The sequence below is a fragment of the Parabacteroides sp. PH5-46 genome (assembly GCF_029892785.1).
Lineage (GTDB): Bacteria > Bacteroidota > Bacteroidia > Bacteroidales > Tannerellaceae > DFXE01.
Genome location: NZ_JARXXA010000001.1, coordinates 333,095 through 349,880 on the forward strand (window position 1 = coordinate 333,095; position 16,786 = coordinate 349,880).

General features: G+C 42.6%; 10 protein-coding genes. 3 read left to right on the top strand and 7 right to left on the bottom strand.

The window, feature by feature from the left end; genetic code table 11:
* Positions 1-2: 2 nt before the first annotated feature.
* Together M2470_RS01410 and M2470_RS01415 are read right to left on the bottom strand one after the other, a co-directional pair.
* On the bottom strand, positions 3-1,262 hold the full coding sequence (locus M2470_RS01410) for an L-rhamnose isomerase (RefSeq protein WP_280743093.1): 1,260 nt from the start codon (positions 1,260-1,262) through the stop codon (positions 3-5).
* A gap of 27 nt (positions 1,263-1,289) precedes the next feature.
* Entirely contained in the window at positions 1,290-2,711 is a 1,422-nt protein-coding gene (locus M2470_RS01415) for a rhamnulokinase family protein (protein ID WP_280743092.1), read from the bottom strand.
* A gap of 94 nt (positions 2,712-2,805) precedes the next feature.
* Here M2470_RS01415 and M2470_RS01420 point away from each other — a divergent pair, with 94 nt between their 5' ends.
* The gene (locus M2470_RS01420; RefSeq protein ID WP_280743091.1) at positions 2,806-3,693 is read left to right on the top strand and encodes an AraC family transcriptional regulator; all 888 of its coding nucleotides are present in this window, start codon (positions 2,806-2,808) and stop codon (positions 3,691-3,693) included.
* A gap of 118 nt (positions 3,694-3,811) precedes the next feature.
* On the opposite strand, the gene M2470_RS01425 is transcribed toward M2470_RS01420, so the two are convergent.
* The 3 genes from M2470_RS01425 to M2470_RS01435 all read right to left on the bottom strand — a co-directional run bounded on the left by M2470_RS01425 (position 3,812) and on the right by M2470_RS01435 (position 7,265).
* On the bottom strand, positions 3,812-5,503 hold the full coding sequence (locus M2470_RS01425; protein ID WP_280743090.1) for an NERD domain-containing protein: 1,692 nt from the start codon (positions 5,501-5,503) through the stop codon (positions 3,812-3,814).
* Between the two features lie 179 nt (positions 5,504-5,682).
* A complete protein-coding gene (locus tag M2470_RS01430) occupies positions 5,683-6,945 on the bottom strand; it encodes a HipA domain-containing protein (protein WP_280743089.1) in 1,263 nt (420 codons plus the stop codon).
* 5 nt (positions 6,946-6,950) lie between these two features.
* Positions 6,951-7,265, bottom strand: a complete 315-nt coding sequence (locus M2470_RS01435) for a helix-turn-helix transcriptional regulator (RefSeq protein ID WP_280743088.1) — start codon at positions 7,263-7,265, stop codon at positions 6,951-6,953.
* A 439-nt stretch (positions 7,266-7,704) separates the two neighbouring features.
* On the opposite strand from M2470_RS01435, the gene M2470_RS01440 reads away from it, so the two are divergent.
* Complete coding sequence (locus tag M2470_RS01440) at positions 7,705-13,242, top strand: MG2 domain-containing protein (protein WP_280743087.1); 5,538 nt, start codon at positions 7,705-7,707, stop codon at positions 13,240-13,242.
* A 76-nt stretch (positions 13,243-13,318) separates the two neighbouring features.
* Here M2470_RS01440 and M2470_RS01445 read toward each other — a convergent pair whose 3' ends face one another.
* Complete coding sequence (locus M2470_RS01445) at positions 13,319-14,530, bottom strand: hexokinase (RefSeq protein ID WP_280743086.1); 1,212 nt, start codon at positions 14,528-14,530, stop codon at positions 13,319-13,321.
* 194 nt (positions 14,531-14,724) lie between these two features.
* Between M2470_RS01445 and M2470_RS01450 the strand changes: the two genes are divergently transcribed.
* Positions 14,725-15,678 carry an NAD-dependent epimerase/dehydratase family protein gene (locus M2470_RS01450; RefSeq protein WP_280743085.1) on the top strand — a complete coding sequence of 318 codons (954 nt, stop codon included), beginning with the start codon at positions 14,725-14,727 and terminating at the stop codon, positions 15,676-15,678.
* A gap of 35 nt (positions 15,679-15,713) precedes the next feature.
* On the opposite strand, the gene M2470_RS01455 is transcribed toward M2470_RS01450, so the two are convergent.
* Positions 15,714-16,721 (bottom strand): 2-hydroxyacid dehydrogenase, encoded by a 1,008-nt coding sequence (locus tag M2470_RS01455; protein WP_280743084.1) that lies wholly within the window; start codon positions 16,719-16,721, stop codon positions 15,714-15,716.
* Between the last annotated feature and the right edge of the window lie 65 nt (positions 16,722-16,786).

The window sequence follows — 16,786 nt, forward strand, 5'->3', positions numbered from 1 at the left end:
CCTTAGTTCCTTTTGCTTGTTACATTCTTCTCGTAGCCTTGGATGGCCGGGATGTAGTCTTCGCCTACGGGGACGTTGCTCTTGAGGCAGTACATATCCCATACGGCATTCCAGGGGAGGGATTTGGCCTCTTCCTGCAAGGCTAAGCGCTCGAAGTATTTCCCTTCGGCCTCGTACTGCTCCAAGAGGGCGGACGGCTCCAACAGAGCCATCAGGAAGGCTTTCTGAGTAGCCCGGCAGCCGATGACGTATGCACCGATACGGTTGATGGTAGCATCAAAGTAGTCCAGCCCGATGTGTACACGATCCAGGGCGTCGTAGCGGATGATCTCGCGTGCCAGGTCTTGCAAGTCGTCATTCAGTATCACCACATGGTCGCTGTCCCAGCGTATCGGACGGCTCACGTGCAGCATGATCTCAGGGGTAAAGAGCAACAAGGAGGATATTTTATCCGCTACACTTTCCGTCAGGTGGAAGTGGCCCGTATCCAAGGTTACGATCTTGCCCTTCTTGGCCCCATAGCCCAAGTAGAAGTCGTATGAGCCAACGGTGTAGCTCTCCAGGCCGATGCCAAACAGCTTGGCCTCGATGCAATCCTTCATGTTGTTGTACTCTGTGGCGAATATCTCGTCTAATGACTGCTCCAAGAGGCGGCGGTATTTCAGGCGGTTGGCCGGAACTTCCTTGCTGCCGTCATGGATCCATAGGTTCATCATGCAAGGATCCCCTTGGAAAGCGCCCATTTCGTCACTGATCCAGCGGCAACGCTTGGTATGCTCGATCCAGAAGTTGCGGATGTCCTTGTCCGGATTGGCCAATGTCAGGTCGCCGCTCTTTGGGTGGGAGAAGGAGGTGGAGTTGAAGTCCAGTTTCATGTTGTTGTCCTTTGCCCATTGCATCCAGGATGTAAAATGAGAAGGTTCTGCCTCGTTGCGATCTACTTTTTTGCCTCCGAAATCCCCATATATCTCATGCAGGCTCAAGCGATGAGTACCTGCTATATAAGAGGTAGCTTCCTTAATATCGGCGCGTAATTCGTCAATGTTACGGGCGCGTCCGGGATAGTTTCCTGTAACCTGTATACCTCCGGTCAGCTCGCCTCCCTGATTCTCGAAACCGCTCACGTCGTCTGCCTGCCAACAATGCAGGGACAGGGATATTTTATTCATTTTACTCAAGGCTTCGTTTACATTGACGCCCAAGGCGGCGTAGCGCTCTGTGGCTGCCTCAAAAGCGGCTTGAATGCTTTGTTCTTTCTTCATGGTTTGCTTTATTTTTATGATGGATTCTTATTCAGGTAAAAATGTTTCGGGAGAGAAGACCTCTGCAATTAGCTGGCGCATCTCCCAGCGATCCTTCACCAATCCAGCTACTTTGGCTTGCATCATCACATTACCAATGGCTGTTGCCTCTGCAGGCCCGGCTATTACAGGTATGCCGATAGCATTGGCTGTAAATTGATTCAACAGGCCGTTTCGTGAACCTCCTCCTATTACATGGAGTTTTTCTATCGGAAAGGGTGCCAATTCTTTCAATACATCCAGGACCTCCTTGTAGCGGGCGGCCAGGCTGCAGAAGATGCAACGTATATATTCCGCATCGGTAGCCGGGGCGGCTTGTCCGGAGGCTTTGCAATAGGTAGCAATCGCTTCCGTCATACTGGGTGGATTGGCAAACAAGGCATCGTCCGGGTTTACGATAGAGGTAAAAGAGGAGGCCGTTTCCGCCATTTCTACTATCTGGTGATAGGTGTAGGTTTTACCGCTTCTCTCCCACTCTTTCCTGCATTGTTCGAGTAGCCACATCCCTGTAATATTCTTCAGGAAGCGTGTTGTACCCTCAATGCCACCTTCATTGGTGAAATTATGATTGAAGGAAGCTTCGTTGATAATGGGTTCTTCTACTTCAATCCCCATCAGGCTCCAGGTTCCACTGCTCAGATAGGCAAAGTGAGTATCTGTAGCCGGAACAGCTGCTACTGCCGAGGCTGTATCATGTCCGGCAACTGCTATAACGGGAACTTTACCGATACCTGTTTCCTTTGCCAAAGCATCTGTCAGATACCCTACACGCGTACCGGGCATAATCGGTTTGCGTAGGATACTTGGCGAAACCCCTGCTGCTTCTAGCAAAGATGTCTCAAATTGCTTTGTTACCGGATTCAGTATCTGTGAGGTAGAGGCAATCGTATATTCGCATACCCGTTCACCGGTCAGCATATACGATAGCAAATCCGGTGTAAACAATATTTCTTCCGCCGCATGAAGGGATGTAAACTTCTGTTGTTTAGACCGATATAGCTGAAATAAGCTGTTGAAATTCATGATCTGTATACCGGTCAGCTGATATACTTTGTCGCGGGGTATAATCTTGAAAAAATCTTCGGGAGCCCCGTCTGTATACGGGTCACGGTATGCGCGGGGAATACCTGTTAAGGTGCCGTCGGCTCCAACAAAGCCATAGTCTACCCCCCAGGTGTCAATTCCCAGAGAATCAATCGCTATTCCTTGTTGGGAACAGATGCTAAGAGCGGTTTTTATCGATTCATATAAACTGAATATATCCCAGTAATAGCGGCCATGCAGTTCAAGCATATTATTCGGAAACCGGTGTATCTCCTGCATTTCAAATTTGCCACTGCTCACGGAAGCTACGACAGCCCGTCCGCTCGTTGCGCCGATATCAACGGCTAAAAAGTTATGTTTCTTCATGGTACGAAAATATTACTTCCGGTAATGATACAAAAATAATGCTTAGTTTCTTATCTTTGCTTACGAAAATGATATTAAACCTTTCAAATCTGACATGAATAAACAAAACGATCAACTGCGCTATCTGACTATCAGCAACATGGATGAAGACTGGGGAATTGTGGTTACGACTGTCGGCTACCAGTTTGTACCTCCTAAAGGCCGCTATCCCCTTTCGCGCCATCCCGAGGATTATGATTTCAAACCGCAAAACGGACGTATCCTCAATGAATATCAGTTGGTTTACATCACCAAAGGTAGCGGATATTTCTCTTCGCAGTCTTGCCCCGGCAGACAGAAAATATCCACCGGAACTATGATCTTGCTCTTTCCCGGCGAATGGCACAGCTACTATCCCGACCCTGAGACCGGATGGGACGAATACTGGGTGGGATTCCGGGGACCGCACATCGACCGAAGGGTAGAAAAACAGTTTTTCAACATGAAAGAACCACTTCACCATATCGGCTTAAGTGCCACTATTGTAGGATTGTACAATGATATCTTAAAGCTCGCTTCGTTAGAAAAAGCAGGCTACCAACAGATGATATCCAGTATCGTATTACACATCCTGGGTTCTGTTTATTATAAGAAAAGAAATATCTCGTTTACAAACGCTTATGTAGTAGACAAGATCAACGAAGCCCGCATCCTGATGAAAGAACAGACAGAACACCCGCTCAGCCCCGAAGAAATAGCCTCCCGACTGGGTTTGGGCTACTCCTGGTTTCGTCGCATGTTCAAGGAATACACCGGCGTATCCCCCGCCCAATACCAACTACAGCAGAAGCTATTAAGAGCCAAGGAACTACTCACCACCACCTCTCTCAACATCAGCGAAATAGCCTACGCTCTAAAGTTCGAAAACGCCAGCCAATTCTCCACTTTCTTCAAGAAAAAAGAAGGCCTAACCCCCTCCAAATTCCGCGAAAGAGCCCATTAAGACCTGTTCTGCTAACTGGCAGATTAATTCTTCAAATCCATCATTTAGGCTATTATTTAAAGGTCTTATATTATTCCAATTTATAGACATGGTTCAAAATAATTTTTATAATAGAAAATTATATTCCCAATACTTGTTTTAATAAATCTTTCTTTTCAGGATGTTTTTTGAGAATTTCTGTAGTATCGTAGAATTTTTTCCTGAATTCATTCATTCGCTTATTATCAATATTATTCTCCTTTTTAAATTTTTGAATATTATGGGGAGTCCTTAATCTAAGTTTCTTACATAATTCAGAAGTTATAAAAGCTGGTATTGAAACTTCAAATTTAGTATTCAAATACAACTCATTTTTAAAGCCGAATCCTCCATAATAGTAAAGGTCATCAAAAAGCTGACAAATATCAGGAAAGGTGATATATATTTCGTCTCTATTACAATTTTTAATAAAAATCTGTCGTTGCATTATAAAATAACCTACGATATCTAATTCATCAGAGCATATCAGTCTTTCATGCAGTTTTTCACGATTAATCAAATATGTTATTAACTCTCCGACTGCATTTTCTTTTCTCGAGATTGTTAATAAGATTGACTCTATATCATCGATTGAAACAGACCATGGATAAAATGCACTTTCTTCCTTATCCAATAGTAAACCAAGATCACATTGTATTTGACCAAAACGCTCTTGTGTGACTAGAATAATAAAAGCATTTTCTATCCTATTAGTTTTTATACATTCTATTTTATTCTTATTTTTATCTGAAATAGTTAATTCATTTTCATTGTAGATTGCATATTGGACTTCTAGTGCTTGATCATATGCCTTTTGAATGGATGTTTTAAATTCCCGTTCTATTCTTTTATACGATTTTTCTACATCTCTAAAAGGTTCTTTGTAGAAATCTGATTTACATTCTATTATAAATGCTGTCCTCCTATGAAAGATTAAAATATCTTTTTCTTTATCCTGTCCATTAATATAATAGTTTGTATATATCTTGATTTCATCTTGAGGAAGAAACTCTGTGAAAATATCTACAGCTTTTTCCTCTAAATATATAGCTCTTGCTCGATCACTATTTTTACCAGATTTATCTTTACATAAATTATATAAAAGATTATAGATGGCTATAATTAATTGATTATTAAAAAACAAAATGTATCGATCATTTGAAAGCTGTATTACTGGTTTGTTCAGTAATTCACAAGAGTCGGTATAATATAAATAATCCAAATTAGAAGTCTGTTTAAGAGATAATAAAGATAAGATTCTCTTAATTTTTGATTTTTCTAATCTATTATAATCATTAATCGAAAATGTTTGTTGATTTACAAGATCGAAAGATATAAATTTGACATCGCTTTCGTTTTCGGAACTAGGATAACAATATGTACCATCAGCATTTTTATCAACATTTTGACTAATAAAATTAGAATAACATTCAAAGAATCTTAAAGATGATATTTGTGTTGTTTCAAAATAAAATGTTATTAAATCATTTATGCTAATATTTATAGAATTGTTTACAAAATCATCCAGTGATGAGAATGTTCCTTGAATTCGTTCAATTACTTGTTCAACATATACTAAAGAAGTGTTGAGGAAGTAGTTAAGATAAGTAGTTTGTGCCACTAAATTCTTTCTATAAGCTTCTCCGTAATAATCTACAACTTCGTTGAAGTCATATTGTTCTTTGTAGTATTTTTCAACATTCTCAAGCATCTCTACTATCTCAGAAAAACTATAAATAGAGTCTTTGCCTTTTTTAGAATTGGACAATCCTAAATTTATTAGATATGCCATTTGTCTAACTATAGAAGTTAATCGAATAAACTTACTCTCTGTCTTTATTTGACAATTGAAAAAAAATATCCACAATGGAATTGCTTTATTTATATCAAATTGTGATATATAAGTTTTCAGATTCTTTGATTGTAACTCTATATTTTGCATGTTTAGAGAGAATTCTTAGTTGTTTTTTGCTAATATCTAAAAGCTACACTCATCATATCTCGTTCCGATTTAGAGATTTGATACTTAACAGCAATATCTTCCCACTCTGACACCACTCGCTTGATATTTTCAACTACACCACCCGCTTCTTGTTCTGCCAATCGGAAATAAGGAGCAACGCTTAATACTAAATCGAAATCCAAAGAATTATCTTCTTCCGAGATATTAAGTTTTAATCCTGTTCCATATGGATTGGGATTAATATCATAAGCCGGAGATAATATCCATCCATATTTTGTCAAGATAAAACCATGATTTCGCAAATGGTCATCCGTATTACTAATAGCAATAGAAAATACAATTCGCCGGAATAGTTCCGTCAAATCTTCTTTCACATTAGCTCCATGTTGAATAATGAATTCAACTAATTCAAGATAACTAACACCTTCTTCCGCGCCCATTCCATCCGTATATCCTAATAAAGTCATTGCCGAAGAAAAATGAATCCGTTTCCCCTCCGCTGTCCGGTCGAAACGTTTTGTTAAGTAAGTATGTTGCTTGCTATTGTATTTCTTAGCAGTTGCTTTCGCCATAGTTATTCCAGACTTTTGTGCTAATTTATTTACAACCATTTCCCATGCACCAATATCCGTATCATCATTATTGCTGGGAAATTTTGCAATCCAAAGAGAACCATCTGTGTGTTGTACACTTGCTTTGGGTCTGGCTCCTCCCAATGAAGAACCAGGAGCCATTAAGATATTCAGCCATTTTAATATATCGGGGTTATCTTGTTCAATATTCTTTTCTAGTTCAAGACTTGCATGCTCCAATTCTCGTATGGAAGTCCATGGGGGAGCTGCATAGTCTTTATTATTATCTAAGAAATCCCCGTCTGGATCAAGTTTGAATCGCAATGCACCCATGCGATGCAAGTCATAAACTCCTAACAGAAAATCCGATTCGTGAAGTGTGTTAATTGGTCTCCCCTCAGATTTAGCAAGAATTGCTTCTCTTCGTTTCATCAATACTCGCCCCCACCGATCAGGAGAAGAATCTAAAAATAATCCAAAGTTCGCTTTTTCGTCCCTTAGATATTGAACTCCGGAGTATAGCCCAAGATCCGGATCTAACATTCGTGTATTATCAGAATTCAACCATTCTTCCGCATACTCAAAAGAAAAGATTTCTTTCCCCCTTGAATATTCGACGGAAAGAAAACCCATTAGGGTCGGAGATTCAAGCTCCACCCAATCGGCATAGACATATATTTTTCTCTTTCCCTGCTTCATCGTGATTATTTCGTTTTGGGAGCACGCTTTCCAACAGTCAATTCGGCATCCTGCAATTTCCTGCCTAATATGTCATCTTTGGCAATAGATAGCAAATCTTTTTCCAAACCTAGAACAAATAGTACTTGTGCATAAGTTCCGAAAGAAACACTTGACAATCCTTTTTCAACCTGCCATAAGGTAGAACGAGATATACTGGCTCGTTCAGCAACTTGTTCTGCTGTCAACTTTCTTCGCAAACGGGCTAGCTTTATGTTTCCACCCATTTCTTCCAGTATTCTGGTTAGTCGAGGCAATAATATCGTTTTTGTCCCTTTCATAATGTTTTATATTTTACACAAAGATAATGTTTTTGTTTTAGATATAAAGCATTAATCCCGAAGAATGGCATGTTTGCTACTCTCCAGGATTAACAGATTAATAGTTATATCGGATTACGCTCCTTGTTTTCCGGTTATACTTATCAATCCTACAGTAGCAAACAGTTGATTGACAGCGTATTGTGAGTTTCACTATTTTTTATGGTGTGAAACTTTAAGTTTCACCTGGAAAATACTCAAGGATCAGCCCAATGATCTTTAAAGATCTTCGCAGTGATCCTTTAAGATCACCTAGGTGAAACTTTTAGCTTCATTGAATAAAAATAGGTGAAACTTTCAGGATTAGAATTGTAGTATAATAATATCTGTGCATTCTTTTTGTACTATTTATTAAAATATTATATTTGTCAGTATTATGTTCTTTTAAAACTAAATAGTTATGTTCAAACCCTTCCATTTGTTATTAGCCGTTTGTTTGTTCATCTTGTTATTGTCAGGGTGTAAATCTAAGAGTGTGGATAAAGAGGGGCTGCCTTTTAGCCCTTATGTAGAAGCGTTTACTTCTGGTAAAGTGTCACGTTTTTCTCCGGCTTTCCTGATTTTTAATGAAGACCTGGCGGCAGGGAAAATGGAAAATGCCGATGTGGGTAAGTACATGAAAATCAAACCGGAGGTGAAAGGTGAATTTGCTTTCGAGAATAATCGTACGCTTGTATTCAGGCCGGCAGAGGCTTTGAATCGGGATACGGAATATACGATTACGGCTGATATGGGTTACTTTTTTGATGCTCAAGGGAGTGACAAGCTGTTTACCTTTAAGTTTACGACTCTTCCGCTTGTTATTCGGGCCAACCTGGAGTCTATCAATATTAATCCAGACAATGAAAATGGCTATGACTTTGTTTTTACCGTTTCTACCCCCGATCGGGAAACGCCTGAAACTATCGAATCATTAATAAAGGTTTCTGAAAAAGCGGAACTGGAATGGGTACATAATGCCGACGAAAAGAGTCACCAGCTAACCATAAAAAATATAGTGAGTGATACGGATGGAGGGCGTATCTTGAAGTTGTCTGTAGCTTCTAATAAGCTGGGAGTGAAGGAGGAAAATATCATTTCTTCCAATGTTCCGGCTATGAATGACTTTTCTATTTATGAGCTGAAGTTTGTAAAAGAACCAGAACGTTATATTGAGGTAACATTTACCGATCCGCTGGATGAATCGCAAGGCTTGGAAGGACTGGCTTACATTAAAGGAAATCAGAATGAAACAGTGCAACGTGAGGATAATAAACTACGCCTCTTCCCTGATGTGAAGCGCGTTGGGGCACAAACCATATTTCTGAGTAGCAGTATCAAAAGTAAGAACGGACGTACGCTTGGAAGGGATATAGAAGAAGAAATAGAGATAATAGATGCGTTGCCGGATGTGAAGTTTACGGGTGAAGGGACGATCATTCCTCAGTCGCAAGACCTGAATGTGCCTTTCCAGGCTGTGTATCTGCGCGGGGTTGTAGTACGTGTTATCAAGGTATTGGAGAAGAATATGGGGCAGTTCCTGCAATATAATTCGCTGGGTGGAACAAATGAGTTGATGCGGGTAGGCCGTTTGGTGATGCGCAAAACGATCTTTCTGGACGAAGAAGGCGAAGGCAATCTGAGTGAATGGAAGACGTATGCTCTTAAACTGAATGACTTAATTACTCCCGAACCGGGTGCCATTTACAGGATTGAGCTGTCGTATAACCGAGACTTGTCTGCCTATCCCTGCGACGATATCGTTCAGAAAACCAAGGAACAGCTACTGGCAGAAGATGCCGTGAAGTTTAAGGAAGAATCGGCTAAGTTTGATGAAGGAGGCTATTACTACTACTATGGCGATGTAGATTACGATGACTATGAGTATTACGATAGGGAGAATCCTTGCTCTACCAGCTATTATTACAACAAGGTAAGGGCCAAAAATATATTAGCTACCAACTTGGGGCTGATGGCCATGATGGGTGGCAATAACGAGATGACAGCTATTGTGCATAACCTGATTACCACCTATCCGGAGAAGGGGGTGAATGTTTCGCTTTACAACTATCAGCATCAGGTGATTGGCTCGGGTATAACAGATGATAAAGGGCAGGTAAAAATGTCTCTTACACAAGGCAGGCCCTATTATATGATTGCCTCTTTGGACAAGCAGCGTTCGTATATGCGCATTGATCCGGGATCGTCGCTATCGCTCAGTTCCTTTGATGTATCGGGCGAAGTGGTGCAGAAAGGCATTAAGGGCTTTATTTATGGCGACCGAGGCGTTTGGAGGCCGGGTGATACCTTGTTCCTGAGCTTTATGTTGAACGACAAACTGAAGAGCATCCCGGCCAACCATCCGGTGACGATGGAATTGCTCAATCCGCTGGGACAGTCGTATCTGCGCAAAACAGTGACGCATAATGAACTGGGCTTGTATTCATTCCCCATGCCTACCGAGTCGGATGCTCCTACGGGTGTTTGGAATGCAACAGTACAAGTGGGAGGTGTTACCTTCTCTAAGAATATCCGTATCGAAACAATCAAGCCAAACCGCTTGAAGATAAACCTTACAATACCGGAAAAACCGGCTCTACGAGCGGAATCTGTACGCATCCCGTTACATACGGAGTGGCTGCATGGAGCGGTAGCGCGTAATTTGAAATATGATATCCAGGGAGTGTTTACCTCTACCAAGACGAGCTTTAAGAACTATGTGAACTTCCAGTTTGATGATCCTGCCAAGGTATTCAGCAGTGAAGAAAGCAAGCTGATAGAAGGCGTTACCGACAATGTAGGCGATGCTAGTATCGATGCCCGTTTCGACGTAGGCAATTCGGCTCCGGGTATGCTGATGGCCAGTCTTACTACCCGTGTGTTTGAAGAGTCGGGAGAGTTCAGTATCGATGGTTCCAGCATACTTTATTCACCTTACAAACGCTATGTAGGGATTAAGTCGCCACAGACGGATAAAACTCAGTTGGTAACCGATAAAGACCATACCTTTGAAGTGGTATCGGTAGATTATGAAGGCAAGCCCTCTCCTACCGACTTGAAGATAGAAGTCTACAAGACAAGCTGGTACTGGTGGTGGAACTCCTCCAATGAGCAGTTGGCCAATTACATTTCGGACTCCTATTATTCACCCCGTGAAGAACTGGAAATAAAGACAGATGCCAATGGTAAAGGCAGTTTCAAGTTGAATATGGCTTACGAAGAATGGGGAACCTACCTGATCCGTGTGTTGGACGAGAATGGCAACCATTCCACCGGTATTATGAGCTATTTCGATTGGCCGGACTATGGCACCTTACGTAACAGAGAAGCCGGTTCGGCTCCTACCATGCTGAGCTTCAAGACGGATAAAGAAACATATACTCCGGGAGAAAAAATGCAGGTTACCTTCCCCTCACCTGAAGGAAGCCGTGCTATCGTAAATATAGAGAATGGCTCAAAGGTATTGGCTATCAGTGAACACCTTTGCCAGGCCGGGGAAACAACCCTCCAGATAGAGGTAACACTCGAAATGCAGCCGAATGCCTATATTTACATCACCTTATTACAGCCCTACGGCAATACCACGAATGACTTGCCGATTCGCCTGTATGGTGTTGTGCCCTTTAATGTAAATTCGCCGGACAGCTATCTGCATCCTGTTATCAGCACTTCGACAGCCGAGTTTAAACCGGAAGAAAAGTACAGTGTAACAGTTTCCGAAGAGAAAGGACGCCAGATGGCTTATACCTTGGCGATTGTAGACGAAGGTCTACTGGATCTGACCCGTTTCCCAACCCCCAACCCCTGGAAAGCCTTTAATGCAAGAGAAGCCCTGGGTGTATCTACCTGGGACTTGTACAACAGTGTATTAGGCGCTTACGGAGGACGTATCGAGCAGTTGTTCAGCATAGGGGGGGACGATGCCCTGAATAAAGGTCCGAAAGCCATTGTAAACCGCTTCAAACCGGTGGTACAGTTTGAAGGGCCTTTCCTCTTGAAAAAGGGAGAAAAGAAACGTCATACCTATACGATGCCTAATTATAACGGACGGGTACGTGTGATGGTAATTGCCGGTGACGGCTCGGCTTATGGACACACGGAGAAGAGTGTCATGGTACGTAAGCCTGTCATGTTGCTGGGTACATTGCCTCGTGTGATAGGTGTAGGCGAAGAAATGGCTGTTCCGGCTACTGTATTTGCTACTGAAAATAATGTAGGAAATGTAAAGGTATCTATTACCTGCTCTGACAATATGGAGATCATAGGCAGTTCTACACACGACTTGAACTTCAGCCAGATAGAAGATAAGCAAGCCTTGTTCCGCATCCGGGTGAAAGACCAGGCCGGAGCTGCCAAGGTAACAATAACAGCCAGCGGTAAAGGAGAGAAATCCGTTTACGAAACAGATATAGAGATACGCTCGGTACGCCGTCCGCTGAAGAAGCTCCAAGCTTTTACATTGGATGCCGGAAAAACATGGAAAGAGTCGCTTAGCTTACCGGGAGTAAGCGGTACCAACTCGCTGATGCTTGAGATGTCGGATGTTCCGCCTCTCAACCTGGCCTCACGTCAGCAATTCCTGCTGGGATATCCGCACGGATGCCTGGAACAGATCACCTCTAAGGCCTTCCCGCAGCTGTATCTGAAAGAGTTTGCTTCTCTATCTAAGAAACAGGAGGCCTCTGTAGAAACGGCTGTTAAATCGGTACTGCAACGCTATCGCTCCTACCAGATGGCCGAAGGAGCATTTGCTTACTGGCCGGGCGGTTCAAGCAGCAATGGCTGGGGAACGGTATATGCTACTCACTTTATGGTTGAAGCAGGAAACAGAGGATATCTGGTGCCCGATGCCATCAAGCGGAATGCCCTTAATTACCTGAAAAAATCAGCCCGTAACTGGAAACAGGTATCCAATTCATATTACTACCATTCGGAAGAGATGATACAAGCCTATCGCCTATATGTACTGGCATTGGCCACACAACCCGAACTGGGAGCCATGAACCGCCTGAAAGAAAGCACAAAACTAGGCAATACAAGCCGCTGGATGCTTGCTGCAGCTTATGCCCTGGTAGGACGGGAAGACGTAGGCAACGAGATCATAGCCAGCACAACAGCGCAAACAGACAGTTATACCTCCTACGATTATACCTATGGTAGTACCTTCCGCGATATGGGTATCCGCTTGCAGACGCTCAGTATACTGAAAAAGGGACAAGAGGCTTCTGCCCTTATCCGGCAGATATCGGACATATTATCGTCTGAAACCTGGCTAAGTACACAGGAAACAGCTTATGCACTGATTGGTGTTTCCAGCTATATGAGCCGGTATAAAACTTCTGACAATCTAAGCTTTAGCTATACCTGTAATGGTCAGTCACAATCGATTGGCACAAACAAGAATATCTGGTCGGAAACACTGTTTGACACAGGCAATTCAACAGCCAGTCTGGAAGTGAAAAACGAAACGAAAGGTACACTCTTCGGACGCGTTGTTATGGAAGGCATACCCGAACAAGGGGAAGAAACAGCTTATGCCAACGGTATCACCCTGAGTGTAAGTTATCAGGACGCAAGCGGTAAAACCGTAGATGTAAGCAAGCTGGAGCAGGGTACCAACTTTACAGCTGTTGTAACGGTACGAAACCCATCTCCGCAGCAGATACAAAACCTGGTAATTACGGAAATATTCCCGGCCGGCTGGGAGATACTGAATACCCGCTTTCTGCACGAGGATACCCAAGCTACAACCACAGACGGTATCAGCTATCAGGATATTCGCGACGATAGGGTTTATACCTATATAGACCTACTCCGTTCGGGTAAGCATGTAACAGTACAGATCAACCTGACTACCGCATATGCCGGCAGCTTCTACCTGCCTCCTGTATATTGCGAAGCCATGTACGATAACCTGACACAAGCCAACACCGTAGGCCGGATGGTTACTGTAGAGTAAAAGACGGAATTATATAAACGAAAAGAGGTACGCTATCCAAAGTGTACCTCTTTTTGTTTCAGCTTATGTCTTTTGATCAGGATAGTGCGGCGATGGCAGATCCGATCAGGTTGGCATTGTCCATGTGGTCTATGTCTACTCTGACATCTTTGTATCCGAGTATTCCCAGTAGGTTATGCAGTTTTACCAATACGATATCTTTGTAGTTTACACCTTTTCTGTCTTCGCTCCAGAAGAGGCTTCCTTCGGCTATCAGGCGAACGCGTTTGATGTTGGGATTGCCTGTCTTCATAACCAAGATCAATCCGGCAAGAGAAGCGGCTACCAACTTGGCAGAGCGTTCATATATCCAGCGGGCTACACGTACGTATTTTTCCTTGTGTATATCGGGATAGCCCATGATATTCGTCAACTTCTGAGCATCAAATTTTTCTTCAAATTCATCAAAGGGGAATACGCTCTTGAGTATCTCGCCCAGGTACATACCTGATACTGCCTTTTCAAAGCGTTGGGCGCCAAAACTACCTGAGCTGGCGTCTACTATCTCGTCGATACTGGTTAAGTGTGGAGGATCAAAATTACCTGATTCCAGATTAATGGGTAACAAACCGGAAATGCCTTTTCCGTTTAATTTTTCAATATTTCCGGCATCTATAAAGGTAGCCATATTGGTTCCTGTACCTACGATAAGGCCGATGTATGCGTCATAGCTGCTGTCGGTAAGTCCGGCAAATAAGCTGGCTACCGTATCATTAATAACATTAGCTTTTGTGAATTGCTTTTTCCCGGCTTTATTGTTCAGATAATTTACCAGAGGGGCTCCTACCGGTTTACCGATCATGGACGGAATATTTACCCCTTTTGTCCAACGTAGCAGTGTGGCATCACCGTCGGGAAGGGAAGCTGCCGGATACGAAAAGCAATAACCAATAGGCATGGGCTCGTCTAATTTTGTTTCCAGAATGGGGTCGCCTTGTTCTTGGTAAAGATCTTCTTCCGTAAAGCCGGGTTTCTTCATTACTGAGAGGTCTTTCTTCCAGCCGTTTTCCGGGCGAATTGTTGTTTTACCTTTTGCAAAGTCTACAGTAGCTACCCTGTAATTAGTTCCGCCCAAGTCGAGCACAAGTGCTTTACCTTCTACCTTTGCACCGGGTTCCGGAGTAATGAATGTAGGAATGCATTGTACTTCCTGGTTTTCTTTACTCAGTCCGTCTTCTATCTTAGTTTTCAGGGACTCGGCAATTTCTTTTAACTGTTCGTTGGTCAGCTCAAAAATGTTTTCTTTCATGATCAGTTTTTAATTTTATTTCAAATTCCCCAAAAGTAAGAAACTAATTTTATACCCTCCCTATATATATGTAAAAACAAGTTAATAAAAGTACGCATGTGGCAATTTTTAGAGAGAAAAAAACAAGAATAAATAGGCCGGAAATATTTATTTCTCTCTACCTTTGTCCAGAAATCTTAAAGACGCAAAACACGATGAAAAATGTATTAGTAATTGGCTCTACCGGTCAAATCGGAACTGAACTTACGCTGGAACTAAGAAAACGCTACAATGGACATATTGTAGCCGGTTATATTCCGGGAGCCGAACCTAAAGGGGAATTATTGGAAACAGGGCCTGCGGAAGTGGTAGACATCACAAACGACAAACAAATTGCAGATGTTGTATCAAAATATAAGATTGATACAATCTACAATCTGGCTGCTTTACTTTCTGCCGTAGCCGAGGCTAAACCTCAATTGGCCTGGAAAGTTGGTATGGATGGTTTGTTTAATGTATTGGAAGTGGCACGTGAACATAAATGTGCCGTATTTACTCCCAGTTCTATTGGTGTATTTGGCGACAATACTCCGAAAGACAAAACTCCTCAGGATACCATCCGCAACCCACGCACTATGTATGGTGTGACAAAAGTAGGCGGAGAATTATTGAGCGATTATTATTATATTCGCTTTGGTGTGGATACCCGTTCAGTTCGCTTTCCCGGACTGATCTCTTATACAGCACCTCCGGGAGGCGGAACAACGGATTATGCCGTAGACATCTACTACGAAGCGGTGAAAGGCAATCACTTTTCTTGTCCCATTGCTGCCGGAACCTTTATGGACATGATGTATATGCCGGATGCCTTGCACGCTGCTATTCAACTGATGGAAGCCGATCCGTCACGCCTGGTTCACCGGAATGCCTTTAATATCGCTGCAATGAGCTTTGACCCGGAAATCATCTTTAATAACATAAAGAAATACATTCCTGAGTTCACGATGGAATATCAGGTAGACCCATTACGTCAGGCGATAGCCGATTCATGGCCCAATTCGTTGGATGATACCTGCGCTCGTGCCGAATGGGACTGGAATCCTGTCTACGACCTCGACACGATGACTCAGGATATGATCGCTAAACTGAAAGCAAAGTTATTAGTATAAAGTGGTACGTTGTAAGCGATAGGTGGTATGGAAACTTATCGCTTACCACTTTCTACTTCATTCGCCAAGGGTTTTCCCTGCCGAAAGTCTTTAATATTCTGAAGGGTGGTCTCGGCTATGTTGCGCATGGCTTCTTCGGTAAAGAATGCTTGGTGGGAGGTTACAATCACGTTGTTGAATGAAAGCAGGCGGGCAAGCATGTCATCGTCTATTATCTTGTCAGAAATATCTTCGTAGAAGTATTCTCCCTCCTCTTCGTACACATCCAGTCCGGCAGCACCTACTTGTTTATTTTTCAAAGCCTCTATCAGGGCGTGTGTGTCGATTAGTTGTCCGCGCCCGGTATTAACGATCATGACTCCCGGTTTCATTTGGGCGATTGATTTCTCGTTGATCATGTAGTGTGTCTGTTCCGTTAAAGGACAGTGTAGGGATATGATGTCTGATTGCTTGTAAATCTCGTCTAATGTTGTATAGGTAATACCTTCTTCAGCGGCAAATTCGTAATCAGGAAACAGATCATTGGCCAAGATACGTACGCCGAATCCGTTGAGTATGTGGATCAATATCTTGGCTATCTTTCCGGTGCCTATAATACCTATTGTTTTTCCGAACATGTCGTACCCTATCAGGCCATTCAGTGAAAAGTTTCCATCACGGGTACGCCAGTAGGCACGATGTATCTTACGATTCAGCGATAGCATCAGAGCCAGCGTGTATTCAGCTACGGCATGAGGAGAATAAGCAGGTACGCGAACAACCTTTAGTTTTCCCTTGGCTGCTTCCAGGTCTACATTATTAAAACCTGCGCAACGCAATGCCAGCAACTTCACTCCGTTTTCTGCCAGAGAGTTAATGACTGCAGCATCGGCTGTGTCGTTTACAAAAATGCAGACGGTATCTGCGTTTTGGGAAAGAATAACATTGTTTTGGTTAAGGTGCCCTTTATAATAGGTAATGTCAAAGCCAAATTGTTTGTTTACATTATCGAAAGATGCGATATCATATGGTTTCGCACCGAAGAAAGCAATTTTTTGTGCCATAATCTGTTTTATTCTTTAAACATACAAATGTGCGCGAATGTTTCAGAAATAAAGAGAATAAAGTG